We start from the raw sequence: 15,820 nt of genomic DNA, 5'->3' as shown, positions 1-15,820 counted from the left end.
CCCGGCGGAGCACCGGCCTTCGCGGGGGCGGCCGCCTCAAGACCGCTCGCGCCCCTCCCCACAGCCACCCCCGGAGCCCGGACCCGCACCCCTCCTCTCGACCGCCCAGCCGGCCCACATCCCACCGACCCAACCGGCCCGCGTCCTGCCGACGCAACCGACCCGTGCCCCAGCCCGTACTCCGACCCGTGCCCCAGCCCGCACTCCGGCCCGTGCCCAGGCCGCCGAACCGGCCGCCCCCATCCCAGCCCGCAACCCGTAGGCCCAACCTGCCCTCAAGCCGGCCGCGGCACCGGCCCGCGCCGGAGCCCCACCCCCACCCGCGCCTCACTGCTCGCTCCCCGCGGTGCTGCCGGACTCCCGACGGCTGCTCGGCCCGCCCGCCCTGTCCGCACTGCCCGTCCCGTCCTTCCCGTCCTTCCCGTCCGCCCTGTCCTTCCCGTCCGTCCTGCCCACCCCGCCCCCGCCCGTCCTGTCCGGGCGCCCCTCCGGGCGCCCCTCCGGGTGCCCCGTCCTGCCCGGGCGGCCCGGCGGCCTGGTGGCGGAGCCTGCCCGCCGGGGTCCCGCGGGCAGGCGCCCGCGGCGCGGCTCCCGGCGCCGCCGCTCCTCCCGCAAGCACTCCCGCAGCCCCTCCGGGTCGATCCCCTCGTTGCAGGCATGGTGCAGCAGCTGCGCGAAGCGATAGCCGTCGTCCGCCCGCAGCGCCAGCCCCAGGGCGATCCGGGCCGTCGGCTCGTCCCCCGTGGACCAGGAGACCCAGCCCGCCAGGGTGAGGGGAGCCGCCGCGTGCTCCCCGTAGGCCCCGACGCAGCGCCGGGCCAATGCGCGCCAGAGCCGCAGCGCGGGGGCCGCCTCCTCGCCCTCCATCCACTCGGCGGCGATGTCACGGATCTCGCGGTCCTGGAGCCCGAGGATCAACGAGGCGGCCTCGTCGTGGCCCAGGAGGGCGTCGTCCCAGGCATCGGCTCCGGGGCCGCCTTCGGACGGCGGCGCCAGGGTCATGCGCTGGATCAGCGCGCGGGCGAGCAGGACGGTCTCGGCACCCACCTCCTCCCGGGTGGCCCCGTCGAGGATCTTCGGCACCAGCGCGACGGCAGCCCGGTCCAGGGCCCCTTCCATCACGTCGGCCGCCGGCCCGCGCAGCGGTGTCAGCCGGCGCTCGATCTCCCGCAGGGAGCCCCGCACTTGGAGTCCCGCGAACGTGGCCGCGGCCGCCATCACCGAGGTGCCCGGCGCGGCCAGTGCGGTGCCCTCGGCGGGGCAGCACCGCCCGTCCGGGCAGCAGTAGGACCAGTACCGCCCGGCGGAGAGGCACAGGGCCTCCAGTACGGGCACGTCCAGGGCTCCGCAGGCCAGCCGGATCCGCTGGGCGAAGGGGCGCAGCCTGGTCATCACCCGCTGCGCACTGCCGCCGCGCTGCGGGTCCTGGCAGAGGAACACGATGATGCCGTCGGGCCGGGAACCGCGCCGCACGCTGCCGCGGATCAGACAGTCGGCGACCTGCCGGGCGGTGTCCTCCCACTCGTCGGGGGCCGCGGGAATGCCCACCCGGAGCCGGCCGCCGAAGCGGCCGGCCTCCCCGTGGACGGCGACCATGACGAGGGAGTCGCTCGGATGGAAGCCGAGCATGTAGGGCAGTGCGTCGGCCAGTTCGGCCGGACTGCGCAGGGTGATCCGGGATGCGTCGACGCCTCCGGACGAGCCGGCGGACGAGGGGTCCTTCGAGGGACCGGACGGGATGCGTGCCGCTTCGTGGTTGTTGTTCGTCATGTCCCGAAGGTCCCGTGTCCGGCCGGATCCGGAAACCCCTGTGGATAACTCCCGGCAGCGGCACAGCGACAACGGCAAACCGGCGGCGCCGAAGCCCGCCGCCGGTGCCAGCCGTCCCGCCCGCCTACCTCGGCTCGTAGACCCGCTTGTGCCCGAACAGCCCGGCCAGCCGGTACGGCCCGCCGGTCTCCCGCGGCGCGGGGTGGTCGCCTCCGTCGGCCGGGAAGGCCTGCTCGTGGCGTTCCCGGTAGTCGGCGTAGCCGATGTCCCGGCGCCGGGCGATCGCCTCGCGGTGCTGCTCGGACCGCAGGTGTGCGCGGTAGCCCGGGACCGGGACTCCGGCGAAGAACTCGGCGACGCTCCCCGACCCGTAGCTGAGCAGGCCGATCGCCTGCCCGGTCAGGTCCTCGGCGTTGTCGAGCAGGGCGGCCAGCCCGAGGTACACGGATGCGGTGTAGCTGTTGCCGATCTCCTCGTTGTAGGCCGTCGTCCGCCCGACGGCACGGACCACCTCGGCCTCGTCGACTTCCCGCCCGCAGCTCTCGAGCAGGGCCCGGTGGGCCTTGTGGGCCATCTTCGTGAACGGCTGGTGGTAGCAGAACGCCGCGAACTCGTCGAACGCGCGGCCGCCTTGCTCGGTGTAGTCCTTCCACGCACCGTCCATGGCCTGCAGGTACGCGGAGACGGACTCCTTCCCGTCGACCAGGGCGGTGGTGAGGTAGTTCGGCCGCCAGAAGTCCATGATGTCGGCGGTGAACACCCCCGACGGCTCCTCGATCCGCACCAGAGCGGGGTCGGCGCTGATCAGCATGGCCACCGCCGCGGCCCCCTGGGTGGCCTCGCCCGGCTGGTCCAGCTCGTACTTCGAGACGTCGCTCGCGATCACCAGGACCTGCTGCGAGGGGTCCCGGTGGACGAGGCCGATGGCGAACTGAAGGGCCGCGGTCCCGCCGTAGCACGCCTGCTTGAGCTCGACGACGCGGGTCGCGGAGGGCATCGACAGCAGCGAGTGCACGTGGATGCCGGCCGCCTTCGCCTGGTCGACGGAGGACTCCGTGGCGAAGACGACCGTACGGATCCGGTCGGCGCCGTGCCGGGCGAGGATGGGGGCGGCAGCGGCGGCCCCCATCGTCACGATGTCCTCGTCGGCGGCGGGCACGCTCATCGACCGCTGGCCGATGCCCACGTGGTACTTGCCCAGCTCGGTGCCGTTGTGGGCGGCCAGCGTCTCGTGCGTGAGGACGAGCTGGCCGGTGGCGAAGGAAAGGTCGTGGATTCCGACCGCGAGGTCCCTGGACATATGTGCCGTCACCGTCCGATCTTCGTGGTCGAGGGCTTGCGTTCCAGTGCGACGTGCGCCCGCATGAGTTCGCCCGGGTTGGTCTGCGCGGCCATGAGGGAGAGTTCGCCGCACAGCACCGTCGCCGCGATCATGACCGCGAGCCGCCGTGCGTTCTCGCCGGGCTCGCGCTCCTCGCGGCAGCCCAGGCGCGTCAGGTTCTCCTCGACGAAGTCGAGTCCCTTTCCGTTGCCGACCGTTCCGACGATCAGGTTCGGCAGGGTGCACGAGAAGTACAGGTCGCCGTCCCGGTCCTCGGCCACGGTCACGCCCTGGGATCCTTCGACGATGTTGGCCGCGTCCTGACCGGTCGCCAGGTAGAACCCGAGCAGCATGTTCGCGTAGTGGGCGTTGGCCGAGCGGATTCCGCCGGCGAGCAGGGTGCCGATCAGGTTCTTGCGCACGTTCAGCTCGGCTATCGCGCCGGCCGAGGTGTGCAGCACGTCGCGGACGATCTCGCGCGGTACGAGCAGCTCGGTGACCACGTTCTTGCCGCGGCCGAGGATGCCGTTGATGGCGGTGGCCTTCTTGTCGGTGCAGTAGTTCGCGGAGATCGAGCCGTACTCGATCCCCGGAATGGCGCCGAGGATGTGCTTCAGGAGCGCGTCCGCGGCCAGCGTCGCCATGTTGTGCCCGGAGGCGTCGCCGGTGCTGAACTCGAACCGCAGGAAGAGCAGGTTGGCCACGATCTCGTGGCGGAAACCGATCAGTTCGACGAAGCGGCCGCAGGTGCGGACGACGGCGCGCAGCTCGTCGAACCGGGCGTCGACCTCGAGCGCCGCCAGGTACGCGGTCTGCGCGTCCTGGGCCGTGACGAGCACCGAGCGGGTCATCCGCTCGTCGATGAGGGTGGCGACGATGCCTTGCTCGACCAGCCTGGAGATCTTCGCCCCGCGGTTGACGGAGGGCCACAGGGGCGACTCGTAGGTGGCGAGCGGGACCTCCGTCTCCACGTTCGCCACGTTCCCCGAAATCCTCAGAGGGCCTACCCATTTCAGGGGAACGCCTGCGACCTCGTGGGTGTCGTTCATCGGATCTCTCCAACCGTTTCGTGAGCGGTGTCGTGGGAGTGGGAGCGAGAGTGCGGCTGGAGCTGGGCCTGGGCCTGGGCCTGCGCCTGGGAATGCGCGTGCGAGCGGGTGGCCAGGCGGCGGGTGTCGATCCCCCGGTCGGCGCAGAAGGCGCGCAGGTCGCCGTGGACGAGTACGTCGCACCGGCTCAGGTCGGCCGGGGTGCGGGCGCCCAGCGCGGTCATCAGGGCTTCCACCTGGTCGAGCCAGGTGGTGATCTGCGCGATCAGGGCGGACGGGCCGCCGTCGAGGACGGTCCGCAGGAATCCTCCGGACACGCCCACGGCGGCCGCGCCGAGCGCCAGCCCGCGCACCACGTCGAGCGGGTTGCGGACCCCGCCGGACGCCAGCACCGGGAGGGCGGCGTGCTGGGAGTCCAGCAGGCAGGCAGGGGCGGACTGGCCCCAGCCGTTCAGGTAGGCGTAGTCGGCGTGCTTGCGCCGGTCGTTCTCGATGCGTGCGAAGTCGGTGCCGCCGCGGCCGGCGACGTCGGCCACGCGCACGCCCATGTCGCTCAGTGCCGAGATGGTTTCGCGGCTCAGTCCGAAGCCGACTTCCTTCACGATCACCGGGACGTCGGGTCCGACTCCGTCCGCGATCTTCTCGATCTGCGGTCCCCAGGAGGAGAAGGAGCGGTCGCCCTCCGGCATGACCGTCTCCTGGATGACGTTGAGGTGGATCTGCAGGGCGTCCGCCCGCAACAGGTCGACGGCCCGCCGCGCCATCTCCACGGAGGCGTTGGCGTTGATGTTCGCCATGACGAACCCGTCGGGGTTCTCGTGGCGCAGCACGCCGAAGGTGTCCGCCACGGCCTCGTCGGCGAAGTACGCGCTCATGGAGCCGGTTGCGATGGGCACGCCGGTCTCCCGGGCGACGATCGCCAGATCGCGGTTGATGGCGCCGGTCCTCGCGCTGCCGCCGGTCATCGCGTTGATGTACAGCGGCACCTTCCATTCCATGCCGCCGAACCGGGTGACCAGCGAGACGTCGGAGCGGTCGATGCCGGCCAGGGCGTGGTGGACGAAGGAGACCTCGTCGAACTGGTTGTATCCGCCCAGGTGGCGTTGTTGCTCGGCGGCGAACCGCACGTGGTCGTCCTTGCGCTCAGCGATCATGCCGCGCTCCCTTTCCATGCTGCGCTCCCTTTCGTCGACTGGAGATGAATCGGCACGGGGAGCACCCCTGCGGCGGCCCATCCCTTCCGCAGGTGCGCGATCTGCTCGTGCACCGTGGCGTCTTCCGCCGTGGCGTCCAGCAGCGCGATGCCGCAGTCGCCGCCCCCGGCACCCGACGGCTTCCCCGCCCCGCCGACGGTCTCGGCGGCATCGCACAGCGCGGTCAGCGTGGGGGTGAAGATTCCGAGCCGGACCTCCTCGTCCAGTTCGGCGAGCATCCGGCGGGCGCCCCGGATCTGCCGGAGCAGCTCGGGGCCGTCGCCCCGTTCGAGTGCGTCGGCCGAGGCGCGCACGCACGTGTCGCTGCGTTCCAGGAAGCTCCGTTGGGCCGCGCTGCCCTGCCACGCGCGCCGTCCGAGGCTCCCGACCAGGGAAGCGGTGCTGGCGGGCCGGCCGGTCCAGCCCACTTCGACCGCCAGACCGCGGGGCGACGGCAGCCGTCGCAGCCCGAACCCGGGCCACGGCGTACGGAGCGACTCCTGGATGCCCCGGCGCTGCACCAGGTCGAGCACCTCGGCCCGATCAGGCGCCCGGTACTCGATCCATCCGCCCCAGACGGCGGCGGCCAGATCGCCGCCGGAGGAACGGGCGTCGAGCCGGGCCGTCGCGAGCATCGCGAGCCGGAACCGGTCCTCGTGCGACAGCTCCAGGCCGTAGTACGCGGTCAGGGCGGACACCGCCGCGACGGTCACCGCACCGCTCGATCCGAGGCCGAGCTTGGTTCCCTCGTGGTGCAGGCGACTGGTGATCGAGAGGCGGACGGGAGGTGCGGACAGGCCCTGCTCGGCCAGCAGCCCGTCGACCGCTTCGATCGCCGACACCACGTGGGTGAGACCGTCCCGCACCCGCTGTTCGCCGTCCGCGCCGAGTGCGGTGAGCCCGCCGTCACCCCGTCGCAGTCGCACCGCTCCCGGGCAGAGGTCGGAGTCGATCTCCACGTCGGCTGCGCTGCCACCGCCGCCACGGGGCGCCGATACGGCGACGCCGACCTGCCGGTCGACGGCTGCGACGATCGCCGGGTGGCCCGGCTGCACCACCGCGTACTCGCCGACGATGAACAGCTTGCCCGGCGCGTGCCGGGTCACCGTTCCCGTACCCGTCACCGTGCTCGTACCGGTCACCGTGCTCGTACCGGTCACCGTGCTCGTACCGGTCACCGTGCTCGTACCGGTCACCGTGCTCGTACCGGTCACTGCTCGTCCGCCGTGCGCAGCCGGGCTCCCGGCCCGCGCCGGGCGGTGAGCACCGAGCATCCGGGGGCAGCGGCCAGCAGGGTTTCGGCCACCCGGGGCGCGGCCTCGGGGTGGCAGAGCACCTTGACGTTCGGTCCGGCGTCCATGGTCGCGTAGGCCGCCACTCCGTCCTTGCGGAGCTGCAGGACTCCGTCGAGGACGGCCACCGTGGCCGGTGACAGGTAGCGCACCGCCGGCCGCGCGGCCAGCATCGTCGCGTGCATGCCGAGGGCGTTGCGCTCCGCGATCTCCCCGACCGCGTCGAGGTCGCCGCGGAGCAGTGCCGCGCGCATGTCGGTCAGGTCGCCCTTGCTCGACGTCGCCCAGGCCTGGTAGAGCGGCGAGGTCTCCACGGTCCGCCGCATCGCCGCCCGGCTGGAGACGGCCTTGGGGCCGGCGTTGACCAGGGCGACCACCAGGGCGGGGTCGAAGTCGGGGAGGGACACCGGCTCGGCGTAGGAGCTGAGGTCCGCCTCCTTTCCGGCGCCCCGGCCCGCGTGGCACAGGGCGAAGCCGCCGAAGATCGACCGGGAGGCCGAGGCGGAGCCGCGCCGGGCGAGGCGGGAGAGCGCGGTCGGGTCGAGGTCCAGGCCGTACGCGGCGGTTGCGGCGACGGCCAGGGCGGCGAATCCGCTCGCCGACGAGGCCAGGCCCGCCCCGGTGGGGACGGCGTTGCGGGTGTCGACGGCGGCCCGTTCGGTGCGCCCGGCCAACTCCCGGACCAGGTCCAGGAAGACCAGGACGCGGCGGCGCGGCTCGCCCTCCGCGGGCCTTCCGTCGAGGATGACGCTGTCGGTCCGCGCCTCGGGGTCGAGGCGGACGGTGGTGTTCGTCGGGAAGACGTCCAGGGTCATCGACAGGCTGTCGACGTACGGGATGACGAGTTCCTCGTCGCGCTTGCCCCAGTACTTGATCAGGGCGATGTTGGGATGGGCGACGGCGGTCGACCCGGGGCCGAGAAGGCTCTCCCGGTGCCCCGCCGGTCCTGTCGGCTCCGTGAGCTCCGCCTCTTCCACCGGCGCTGCCAGTCCCAAGTCGTGGTCAATCGTCATGGTGTGCGAACCTTCCCATCGGGACTACCCAGGTACGGACGGCGCCGGCTTCGTGGAGGCTCCGGACGGTGGCCTCTGCCCGGCGGGGCTCTGCTGCCAGCGCGATCACGCAGCCGCCCAGTCCGCCGCCGCTGATCTTGGCGCCGAGGCTGCCGGCCGCGAGGGCGGCGTCGACCAGCCCGTCGATCCGGTCGGTGCTGAGCCCCAGCTCGCGCAGCAGCTCGTGGTTTTCTGTCATGCGTGCGCCGAACTGGTGCGTTCGGCCGTGTGCGAGGTCGCGTGCGGCGGCGCGGGTCAGGCGCGAGGCGCCGAGGACGAAGTCCGCCTGCGTCTGTGCGCTGTGCTCGAACTTCCGCCACAGCAGCTCGACCGCTTCTTTGGTGCTGCCGCTGACCCCGCTGTCCGCGAGGACGAACAGCCCGTCGAACGCGTAGGACGGTCCTTCACCGGCGACGCCGTCGGTCCGCTCGGGGGAATGCACGGAGGACGCCGTGATCGGGCCGACGGCGGAAGACACGGGGGCGTACCCCGGCATGGCGACGGGCAGTTCCCGGGCCGCGCCGGAGCGGAACAGGAGGGGGGACGTCGCGCCGGTGGCGAGCGCGTCGATGCCGCTCGACCTGCCGTGCGCCACCTTCTCCGAAGCCTGCACGAGATCGAACACCTCGCGGGCGTCGAGCCGGCGGTCGAAGAGGTCCGCCAGGGCCAGCACGGCCGCCCGGGCGCAGGCGGCGCTGGAGCCGAGCCCGCGGCCCTGCGGGATCGCGCAGTCGATGACCACGTCGACGCAGACGTGGCCGTCGACACCCGTGATCGTCTTGAAGTCCGGGAGCAGGCGGCGCAGGCCGTCCGCGGCGAGCGGCGTGACCGCTCCCGGCCCCGGACCCGCCATGGCGAAGGAGATCCTGTCCGCGCCTTCGTCGGAGCACCTCAGCCGTCTGGCGGTCGCGGTCACCGGGAGTTGCGGCACCGGGATGGCCAGTGCCGGAGCACCGTAGACGACGGCGTGTTCGCCGAGCAGGATGGCCTTCGCGTGGGCGCGCCCCCATCCGGTCCGGCCCTCTTCGAGGTCCGTGTCGCCCGCGGAGAGGGTGCGGTCGGGATAGGTCCGGGCATTCGTCAGCGCCATCACCGGGCTCGCTGCACAGCATTGACCGCCATCATGGCGAGCTGTTCCTTGGCGGGGGCGGTGGCGCTGCTGGATTCCAGTACGCCCATGGCCCGGTCGGTCCGGTGGGCGATCTGGCGCTCGATCCGGTCGACCGCGCCGACCTGGACGAAGATGTCCCGCAGGGTGTCGATCTCCTTCTCGGAGAGGTCGGTTCCCACCTTCGCCCTGACGAACCTGGCGGCGTGCGGATCGGTTTCGTCCGCACGCCGGAGCGCCGTCGCGAGCAGGACCGTCCGCTTGCCCTCCCGAAGGTCGTCGCCCGAGGGCTTCCCCGTCACCGTCGGGTCGCCGAACACGCCCAGCAGGTCGTCCCGGAGCTGGAACGCGATCCCGATGTCCGCCCCGAACGCCCCGTAGGCGGCGACGAGGTCGGCCCCCGCGCCGGCGATCGCGGCACCGAACTGCAGCGGGCGCTCGACCGTGTAGGAGGCCGTCTTGTACTGGTTGACGCGCAGGGCGGCGTCGACGCTCTCGTCCTCGCTCGCCTGGTTGATCACGTCGAGCAGCTGGCCGTACAGGACCTCCGAGCGCACCGCGGACCACACCGGGCCTACCCGCTCCTGTGCTTGCGCCGACAGCCCCGAGGCACGGACCATGACGTCGGACCACGTCTGGGCCAAGTCCCCCACCAGGATGGCGGTTCCGGTGCCGAAGGCCTCGGGATCGCCGGAGAAGCGCCGGGTCCGATGCCGCGCGGCCAGGGCCACGTGTGCGGCGGGACGACCGCGGCGGGTGTCGGACGCGTCGATGATGTCGTCGTGTATCAGGGCCGACGCGTGCAGCAGTTCGAGCCCCGCGCAGGCGGTCAGCACCGCTGTGGCGTCCGGGTCGTCCCGGTCGCCGCCGGCGCCGATCCACCCCAGCCAGGCGAAGACCGGCCGCACACGCTTTCCGCCGCGCAGGACGTAGTTCTCCAGCTCCGCGACCACGGCCGCGAAGTCCGGGCCGAGCGCGTCGGCTTCGGCCCGGCGCTGGCCGAAGAAGTCACGGATCACGGCGTCGATGGCAGTCGAATCCACGGCTGCGCCGAGATAACTGACGGTCATGCTCTCATCTCCCGGTCGAGGCGACGGTCGTCCTCATCATCAATCTCGTACTTGTACTCGCAGGTGCACGAATTCACCGAGATCACGTCACCCGAATCCGGGCCGACGGCCCTTTCCGAATACACATCGGCCTCGCCGATTTCCGCAGAAGCCCGTCCATGGCCCTAAGCCACCCCAAACGTGATCAGCATGCTTCGATGTTATCCACGGGGCGTCAACCTGCCCACTACTCAACCGAGTAGTGCCCACCGACAGGATGTCGTGTCACGATGAGTCGACTGCCCGAAAGCAATGGTCCGGACAACACGGGGCGGTCGTACGTCCATTGACGGGCCGTGAATACGCACTCTCCACGCCGGGCAGTCCTGCGCACCGCCCCCTCACCACGGGAGTCACCATCCGATCCATCCGATCCATCGGAATACTCGGTACCGGCGCATATCTCCCGCCGACCGAGGTCTCCAACGAAGAGATCGCCGAACGGGCCGGGGTCACGGACGAATGGATCGTCCGCAAGACCGGAATTCGGAGCCGGCGCCGGGCGGATGCCGGTCAGGCCACGTCCGACCTCGCCGCGGCCGCTGCCGTCCGGGCCCTCGAACAAGCGGGGGTCGCCCCCGAGGAGCTCGCGTACATCGTCGTCGCCACCTCCACGCCCGATCACCCGCAGCCGTCCACGGCGAGCATCGTCCAGCACCGGCTCGGGGCGGTGAACGCGGCGGCCTTCGACCTGAACGCGGTGTGCAGCGGTTTCGTGTACGCGCTGACGGTCGCCGAGCGGATGCTCTGCACCGAGCCCGGCGACCGCTACGGACTGGTCATCGGCGCGGACGTCTACTCCCGGATCCTCGACTACTCCGACCGCCGGACCGCCATCCTGTTCGGTGACGGCGCCGGGGCCGTCGTCCTCGGCCCGGCCCCGAACGACCGCGGGATATTCGCCAGTTCGCTACTCACCCGGGGCGACCAGCACGAGCTGATCGGCGTCCCGGCCGGCGGCAGCCGGATCCCGACCAGCGTCCGGACGCTGGAGGAGGGCCTGCAGTACTTCCGGATGGACGGCCGGCGGGTCCGCGAGTTCGTGCAGGACAACCTGCCCGGGGCCGTCGGAGACCTGATGGCCGGCGCGGGACTGGACCCGCGCGAGGTACGCCATGTCGTCGCCCACCAGGCGAACGCGGTGATGCTCCGGGAGGTCTGGCCCTCGCTCGGACTGCCCGGGGCCAGCTTCCACCTGGCCCTGGAGTCCTACGGCAACACCGGCGCGGCCTCCGTGCCCATCACCCTCGACCTCGCCCACCGCGAGGGGGCCCTCGCCGACGGGGACGTGGTCCTGCTCACCGGCTTCGGCGGGGGCATGTCGGTGGGCTCGGCACTGACCCGCTGGCTGCCCACCCGGCACGCGGGGCCGGCCCGGAAGCCGGCCTACGCCGCAGCTCCCGTACGGTCGAGGTGAGAGGCCGAGTCCCACTCGGGCCGAGCCCCGCGCGGGCCGAGTCCCGCGCGGGCCGAGTCCTACTCGGGTTCGATCGAATAGATGGCGGCCTTGCTCGAATAGCTCGCGGCCCCGCGCGCCAGCTCGGCCCGGGTGTTGATGTTCAGCTTCCGGTAGATCTTCCTGAGGTGGTAGTTCACCGTGTGCGCCGACAGGTGAACCCGTTTGGCGATCTGCTGGTTCGTCATCCCCGCACTCACCAGGTACGCGATGCGCCGCTCCGTGTCGGAAAGACCGGACCAGCACGTCGAATTGAGCGGTGACGCCGTCGCCCCACCGGGCTTCGCCTGCGAGGGCTCGGCCTTGGCGCCGTAGATCTTGGCGAGTTCCTCCGTCGCGAGGGCGACCGAGAGCGGGTCCGGCGACTGCGCGACGATCCGCGACAGCGCGGCCGCATCGCCGCTCACCAGGGCGTTCGCGTGCAGGGCGCTGAGGCCGAGCACGGAGATGCCGGGGTTGTCGCCCGCGAGGCCGTCGATCGTTTCGAGCACGCTGTTCCTGAGGTCGGTGTCGCCCACGTCCAGCGCGAGGCGGACCAGGAACGCGGCGGCGGCCGGATCCTCGATGTACAGGCTCCGCTGCGTCGGCAGATGGCTGTACTTGTCGGAGAACAGCTCGACGGCCGCCCGCGGCCCCTCCCTCTTCACCGCGATGCGCACGTCGGTCCAGCCGTACTGCGGAGAGTAGAGGACCGCCTGGTCCGTCTCGGACTCGCCCTGCACCCGCTTCAAGTACGCGGTCGCCGCGGGCAGATCGCCCTTGTAGAGCCGGATGGTGCTGAGCACCGAGTACGCGAGGGGCCGGAGCAGGGGTACCGCGTCCCGGTCGACCGCGGTGGTCGCCAGCTCCGCCTGGTGGCGGGCGTCCGCGACCCGTCCCGCCTGGAGGAACAGCCGGGCCCGCATCGCCGCGGGCGCGGCGTCCCAGACGCGGGTGCCCAGTTCCCGCAGGCCCGCTTCCGCCTCGTCGATCAGCGTCTCGGCCTTGTCGAACTCGCGCAGGTTCGCGAGCTTCCCGGCCAGCGCCAGCCGGAAGTGAAGGCGCCACACGGGATCCACGCCGTCGCCGTACCGCACCGCGGCCCGGCCCAGGCTGAGCCCCTCGCCCAGCTCCCCCGCACGCCAGCGGGCATTGGAGAGGGCCGTCAGCGCCATCAGCCCGGCCACGTCGCCGGGCCCGGCGCCCTGTTCCCGCAGGATCCTCGCGGAGCGCTTCTCCGCCTCCTCCATGCCGAGCAGGGAGTACCCCAGGATCACGGAGGCCTCCGCGTCGAGCCGGGCGGAGGCCGAACTCGTGGAGCCGGCCAGGACGCGCTCCGCCGTACGGATTCCGGCTGCCGCCCGTCCCTCCATGATCAGGGCGTGGGGCTTGGAGCAGACCTCTCGCGCGTCGCCCGAGTCGCCCACGTCGCCCGCGGCCTCCCGGGGCGGGTCGGCCGGCCGGTCGGCCATCCACAGCGGGTGCCCGGCCACCCAGAACTGCCGGTCGAGCGACTGCGCCTGCCTCCTGGAGTGGCCCATCGCCTCGCGCTGCAACGCACCGCGCGCGGGAGCGGGGATCGACTCGATGACCCCCGTCAGGAGGAAGTCGCTCTGGAAAACGAGTTGGTGTTCCGCCGCGACGACGAAGCCCGAGGATATCGCTTCGTCCAAGGACGAAAGCAGGCTGGCGGCTGATTGGTCCAGCATTCTGGAAACGTCCTCCAGCATGAAGGACCTGCCCAGGACGGCCGCGACCTTGAGGAATCGCTGACAGTCCATGCTGAGATCACCGAGCAGGCACTTGACGAATGCCACCACGCGGCCCGGGATCCTGCACTCCGTCAACCCGACCGTTCCGCCGCGCTCCTTTACGAGCCCTTCTTCCACGAGTCCGGTCGCGCATTCGGCGAGCAATCGCGCATTCCCGCCGGCATCGGCCGTGAATTCGAGCAGCCCCTGGTCCGGTTCGCCCCCGAGGATGTCCCGCAGGATCTGTTCCCCCACGATGTCTTCCCGCCGGGCCGGCACGACACCGTTGACGATGGCCTTCGGACTGCGACTCTCCCCCAGCAATTTCATTGCCATGACCCCGGCTTACCCCCGTATTCAACCCGCCGTCCAAGAAGGGCCCGTCGGCATCGTCGCCATTTCCGGCACACAAGGCTCGACCCTCCTGCGTGGATCCTACGAAGCCCGGTGCGTTCTTGACTTGGCGAACAGTTGCCAATCAGCCCGCGAGGGCAAGGGTCAGGGGGAGCACCGCCTCGGCCCCGCCCTGGCGCAGGAGCCGGGCCCCCACGGCCAGGGTCCAGCCGGAGTCGGCGTAGTCGTCGACGAGCAGGACCGGCCCGGGGGTGGCGGCCAGGGCGGCGGCGAGCTCCTCGGGGACGGCGAACGAGGCGGCCAGCGCGCGCAGCCGCTGGGCGGAGTTGCTGCGGTGCGCGCCGTACTCGCCGGCCTGCGGGGTGTAGGCGAGGGTGCCCAGCAGCGGGAGCCGGCCGACCCGGGCCAGGCCCTCGGCCAGCGAGCCCACCAGCTGCGGTCGGGAGCGGGAGGGCATGGCCACGATCCCCACGGGCCGGGCCATCGCGCCGCCGGCCCAGCCGCCCGGCGACCGGGCCCAGTCGGCCACCACCGTCACCACGGCCGCCAGCACGTCGTCCGGAACCGGACCGTCCGCGGCCTGTTCCGACAGGAGCGGGCGCAGGCGGTTGCCCCAGCCGATGTCCGACAGCCGCCCCAGCGCGCGACCCGTCGCCGCCTGCTGGCCCACGGGGATGCGGCCCTTGAGGTCGACGCCGACCGCGGGCATGCCCGAGGGCCACATGCGGCGGGGCTCGACCTCGACCCCCGGGCGGTCCAGCTCGCCGGTCGCCGCCTCGAGGGCACCGTGGGACACGGCGGGGTCGAGCCAGGGGCCGGCGCAGTTGTCGCAGCGGCCGCAGGGGGTCGCCTTCTCGTCGTCGAGCTGCCGCTGGAGGAACTCCATCCGGCACCCCGGGGTCGACACGTAGTCCCGCATGGCCTGCTGCTCGGCCTGCCGCTGCCGGGCCACCCACTCGTACCGCTGCGCGTCGTAGGCCCACGGCTGCCCGGTGGCGGCCCAGCCGCCCTTCACGCGCTTGACCGCGCCGTCCACGTCCAGGACCTTGAGCATCGTCTCCAGCCGCGACCGCCGAAGGTCCACCAACGGCTCCAGCGCCGGCAGCGACAGCGGACGGCCCGCCTGCTCCAGCACGTCCAGGGTCCGCCGGACCTGCTCTTCGGGCGGGAACCCGACGGAGGCGAAGTACGCCCAGATCGCCTCGTCCTCCCGCCCCGGCAGCAGCAGCACGTCGGCGTGGTCCACGCCGCGCCCCGCACGCCCCACCTGCTGGTAGTAGGCGATCGGGGACGAGGGAGAGCCCAGGTGGACCACGAACCCGAGGTCCGGCTTGTCGAAGCCCATGCCCAGCGCGGAGGTCGCCACCAGCGCCTTCACCCGGTTCGCGAGCAGGTCCTCCTCGGCCTGCAGCCGGTCGGCGTTCTCCGTCTTCCCCGTGTAGGAGGCCACCGGGTACCCGCGCTGCCGTAGGAACGCCGCGACCTCCTCGGCGGCCGCCACCGTCAGCGTGTAGATGATCCCCGAGCCCGGCAGGTCGCCCAGCCGCTCCCCCAGCCATGCCAGCCGGTGCGCCGCGTTCGGCAGCTCCAGCACGCCCAGCCGCAGGCTCTCGCGGTCGAGCGGGCCGCGCAGGACCAGGGCGCCCCCGCCTCCCGTGCCCAGCTGATCGGCCACGTCCGCCGTGACCCGTGCGTTGGCCGTCGCGGTGGTGGCGAGCACGGGCACACCGGGGGCGAGCTCGGCGAGCATGGTGCGCAGCCGGCGGTAGTCCGGGCGGAAGTCGTGGCCCCAGTCCGAGATGCAGTGGGCCTCGTCGACCACCAGCAGGCCGGTCGTGGCCGCGAGCTTGGGCAGCACCTGCTCCCGGAACTCGACCGAGTTGAGGCGCTCCGGACTCACGAGGAGCACGTCGGTCTCGCCCCGCTCGACCTCCCCGTAGATCGTCTCCCACTCCTCCGGGTTGGCCGAGTTGATCGTCCGCGCCTGGATCCCGGCCCGTGCCGCGGCATCGACCTGGTTGCGCATCAGCGCCAGGAGCGGCGAGATGATCACCGTCGGGCCGGCGCCGCGACGGCGCAGCAGGGCCGTCGCCACGAAGTACACGGCCGACTTGCCCCACCCCGTGCGCTGCACCACCAGGGCCCGTCGGCGCTCCTCCACGAGGGCCGACACCGCCTGCCACTGGTCCTCCCGCAGCCTCGCCGAGCCCCCCGGGGCACCGACCAGCTCGGCGAGGACGGCATCGGCTTCGGCGCGGAGCTCCAGGTTGTCCATGCCCCCATGCAACCCGATGCCCAGGACAATCGGCCAATTCACCCAGCGTGACGTGCGGCCCACCACCCGTCCGCCCCGCCGCGCGGCCGCCCCGCCGGACAGGCCGCCGAG

11 protein-coding genes are annotated in these 15,820 nt (G+C 72.3%); 1 reads left to right on the top strand and 10 read right to left on the bottom strand.

The window, feature by feature from the left end:
• Positions 1–327: 327 nt before the first annotated feature.
• From ACZ60J_RS27085 to ACZ60J_RS27050, 8 genes are all read right to left on the bottom strand, one after another.
• Positions 328–1,770, bottom strand: coding sequence for a DUF4192 domain-containing protein (locus tag ACZ60J_RS27085; RefSeq protein WP_469685736.1), 1,443 nt, complete (start codon positions 1,768–1,770; stop codon positions 328–330).
• A gap of 124 nt (positions 1,771–1,894) precedes the next feature.
• On the bottom strand, positions 1,895–3,070 hold the full coding sequence (locus ACZ60J_RS27080) for a hydroxymethylglutaryl-CoA synthase (protein ID WP_469685734.1): 1,176 nt from the start codon (positions 3,068–3,070) through the stop codon (positions 1,895–1,897).
• A gap of 8 nt (positions 3,071–3,078) precedes the next feature.
• The gene (locus tag ACZ60J_RS27075) at positions 3,079–4,140 is read right to left on the bottom strand and encodes a hydroxymethylglutaryl-CoA reductase (protein WP_469685732.1); all 1,062 of its coding nucleotides are present in this window, start codon (positions 4,138–4,140) and stop codon (positions 3,079–3,081) included.
• Positions 4,137–5,294, bottom strand: coding sequence for a type 2 isopentenyl-diphosphate Delta-isomerase (fni, locus tag ACZ60J_RS27070; protein WP_469685730.1), 1,158 nt, complete (start codon positions 5,292–5,294; stop codon positions 4,137–4,139). Before fni ends, ACZ60J_RS27075 begins: the two co-directional genes overlap by 4 nt.
• Positions 5,291–6,547 carry a phosphomevalonate kinase gene (locus ACZ60J_RS27065; protein ID WP_469685728.1) on the bottom strand — a complete coding sequence of 419 codons (1,257 nt, stop codon included), beginning with the start codon at positions 6,545–6,547 and terminating at the stop codon, positions 5,291–5,293. The genes fni and ACZ60J_RS27065 overlap by 4 nt, the downstream gene beginning before the upstream one ends.
• Entirely contained in the window at positions 6,544–7,638 is a 1,095-nt protein-coding gene (mvaD, locus tag ACZ60J_RS27060; RefSeq protein WP_469685726.1) for a diphosphomevalonate decarboxylase, read from the bottom strand. The genes ACZ60J_RS27065 and mvaD overlap by 4 nt, the downstream gene beginning before the upstream one ends.
• On the bottom strand, positions 7,628–8,767 hold the full coding sequence (locus ACZ60J_RS27055; RefSeq protein ID WP_469685724.1) for a mevalonate kinase family protein: 1,140 nt from the start codon (positions 8,765–8,767) through the stop codon (positions 7,628–7,630). Before ACZ60J_RS27055 ends, mvaD begins: the two co-directional genes overlap by 11 nt.
• Positions 8,767–9,855 (bottom strand): polyprenyl synthetase family protein, encoded by a 1,089-nt coding sequence (locus tag ACZ60J_RS27050; RefSeq protein ID WP_469685722.1) that lies wholly within the window; start codon positions 9,853–9,855, stop codon positions 8,767–8,769. The genes ACZ60J_RS27055 and ACZ60J_RS27050 overlap by 1 nt, the downstream gene beginning before the upstream one ends.
• Positions 9,856–10,180: 325 nt before the next feature.
• Here ACZ60J_RS27050 and ACZ60J_RS27045 point away from each other — a divergent pair, with 325 nt between their 5' ends.
• Positions 10,181–11,311 carry a 3-oxoacyl-ACP synthase III family protein gene (locus tag ACZ60J_RS27045; protein ID WP_469685720.1) on the top strand — a complete coding sequence of 377 codons (1,131 nt, stop codon included), beginning with the start codon at positions 10,181–10,183 and terminating at the stop codon, positions 11,309–11,311.
• Between the two features lie 59 nt (positions 11,312–11,370).
• Here the strand turns inward: ACZ60J_RS27045 and ACZ60J_RS27040 are convergent, their stop codons facing one another.
• Together ACZ60J_RS27040 and ACZ60J_RS27035 are read right to left on the bottom strand one after the other, a co-directional pair.
• Positions 11,371–13,416: a LuxR C-terminal-related transcriptional regulator gene (locus tag ACZ60J_RS27040; protein ID WP_469685719.1), complete on the bottom strand. Its 2,046-nt coding sequence runs from the start codon at positions 13,414–13,416 to the stop codon at positions 11,371–11,373.
• Between the two features lie 142 nt (positions 13,417–13,558).
• Complete coding sequence (locus ACZ60J_RS27035) at positions 13,559–15,709, bottom strand: RecQ family ATP-dependent DNA helicase (RefSeq protein WP_469685718.1); 2,151 nt, start codon at positions 15,707–15,709, stop codon at positions 13,559–13,561.
• Positions 15,710–15,820: the final 111 nt, after the last annotated feature.

It is taken from the genome of Streptomyces sp. NPDC104226, from assembly GCF_055584085.1.
The sequence above is the reverse complement of the archived record's forward strand: the minus strand, read 5'-3'. Positions and strand labels throughout refer to the sequence as shown.

What these genes read in the sequence shown, in the direction of transcription:
- ACZ60J_RS27085 (WP_469685736.1), bottom strand. Translation starts at nt 1,770, where the DNA reads ATGACGAACAACAACCACGAAGCGGCACGCATCCCGTCCGGTCCCTCG.
- ACZ60J_RS27080 (WP_469685734.1), bottom strand. Translation starts at nt 3,070, where the DNA reads ATGTCCAGGGACCTCGCGGTCGGAATCCACGACCTTTCCTTCGCCACC.
- ACZ60J_RS27075 (WP_469685732.1), bottom strand. Translation starts at nt 4,140, where the DNA reads ATGAACGACACCCACGAGGTCGCAGGCGTTCCCCTGAAATGGGTAGGC.
- fni (WP_469685730.1), bottom strand. Translation starts at nt 5,294, where the DNA reads ATGATCGCTGAGCGCAAGGACGACCACGTGCGGTTCGCCGCCGAGCAA.
- mvaD (WP_469685726.1), bottom strand. Translation starts at nt 7,638, where the DNA reads ATGACGATTGACCACGACTTGGGACTGGCAGCGCCGGTGGAAGAGGCG.
- ACZ60J_RS27055 (WP_469685724.1), bottom strand. Translation starts at nt 8,767, where the DNA reads ATGGCGCTGACGAATGCCCGGACCTATCCCGACCGCACCCTCTCCGCG.
- ACZ60J_RS27050 (WP_469685722.1), bottom strand. Translation starts at nt 9,855, where the DNA reads ATGACCGTCAGTTATCTCGGCGCAGCCGTGGATTCGACTGCCATCGAC.
- ACZ60J_RS27040 (WP_469685719.1), bottom strand. Translation starts at nt 13,416, where the DNA reads ATGGCAATGAAATTGCTGGGGGAGAGTCGCAGTCCGAAGGCCATCGTC.
- ACZ60J_RS27035 (WP_469685718.1), bottom strand. Translation starts at nt 15,709, where the DNA reads ATGGACAACCTGGAGCTCCGCGCCGAAGCCGATGCCGTCCTCGCCGAG.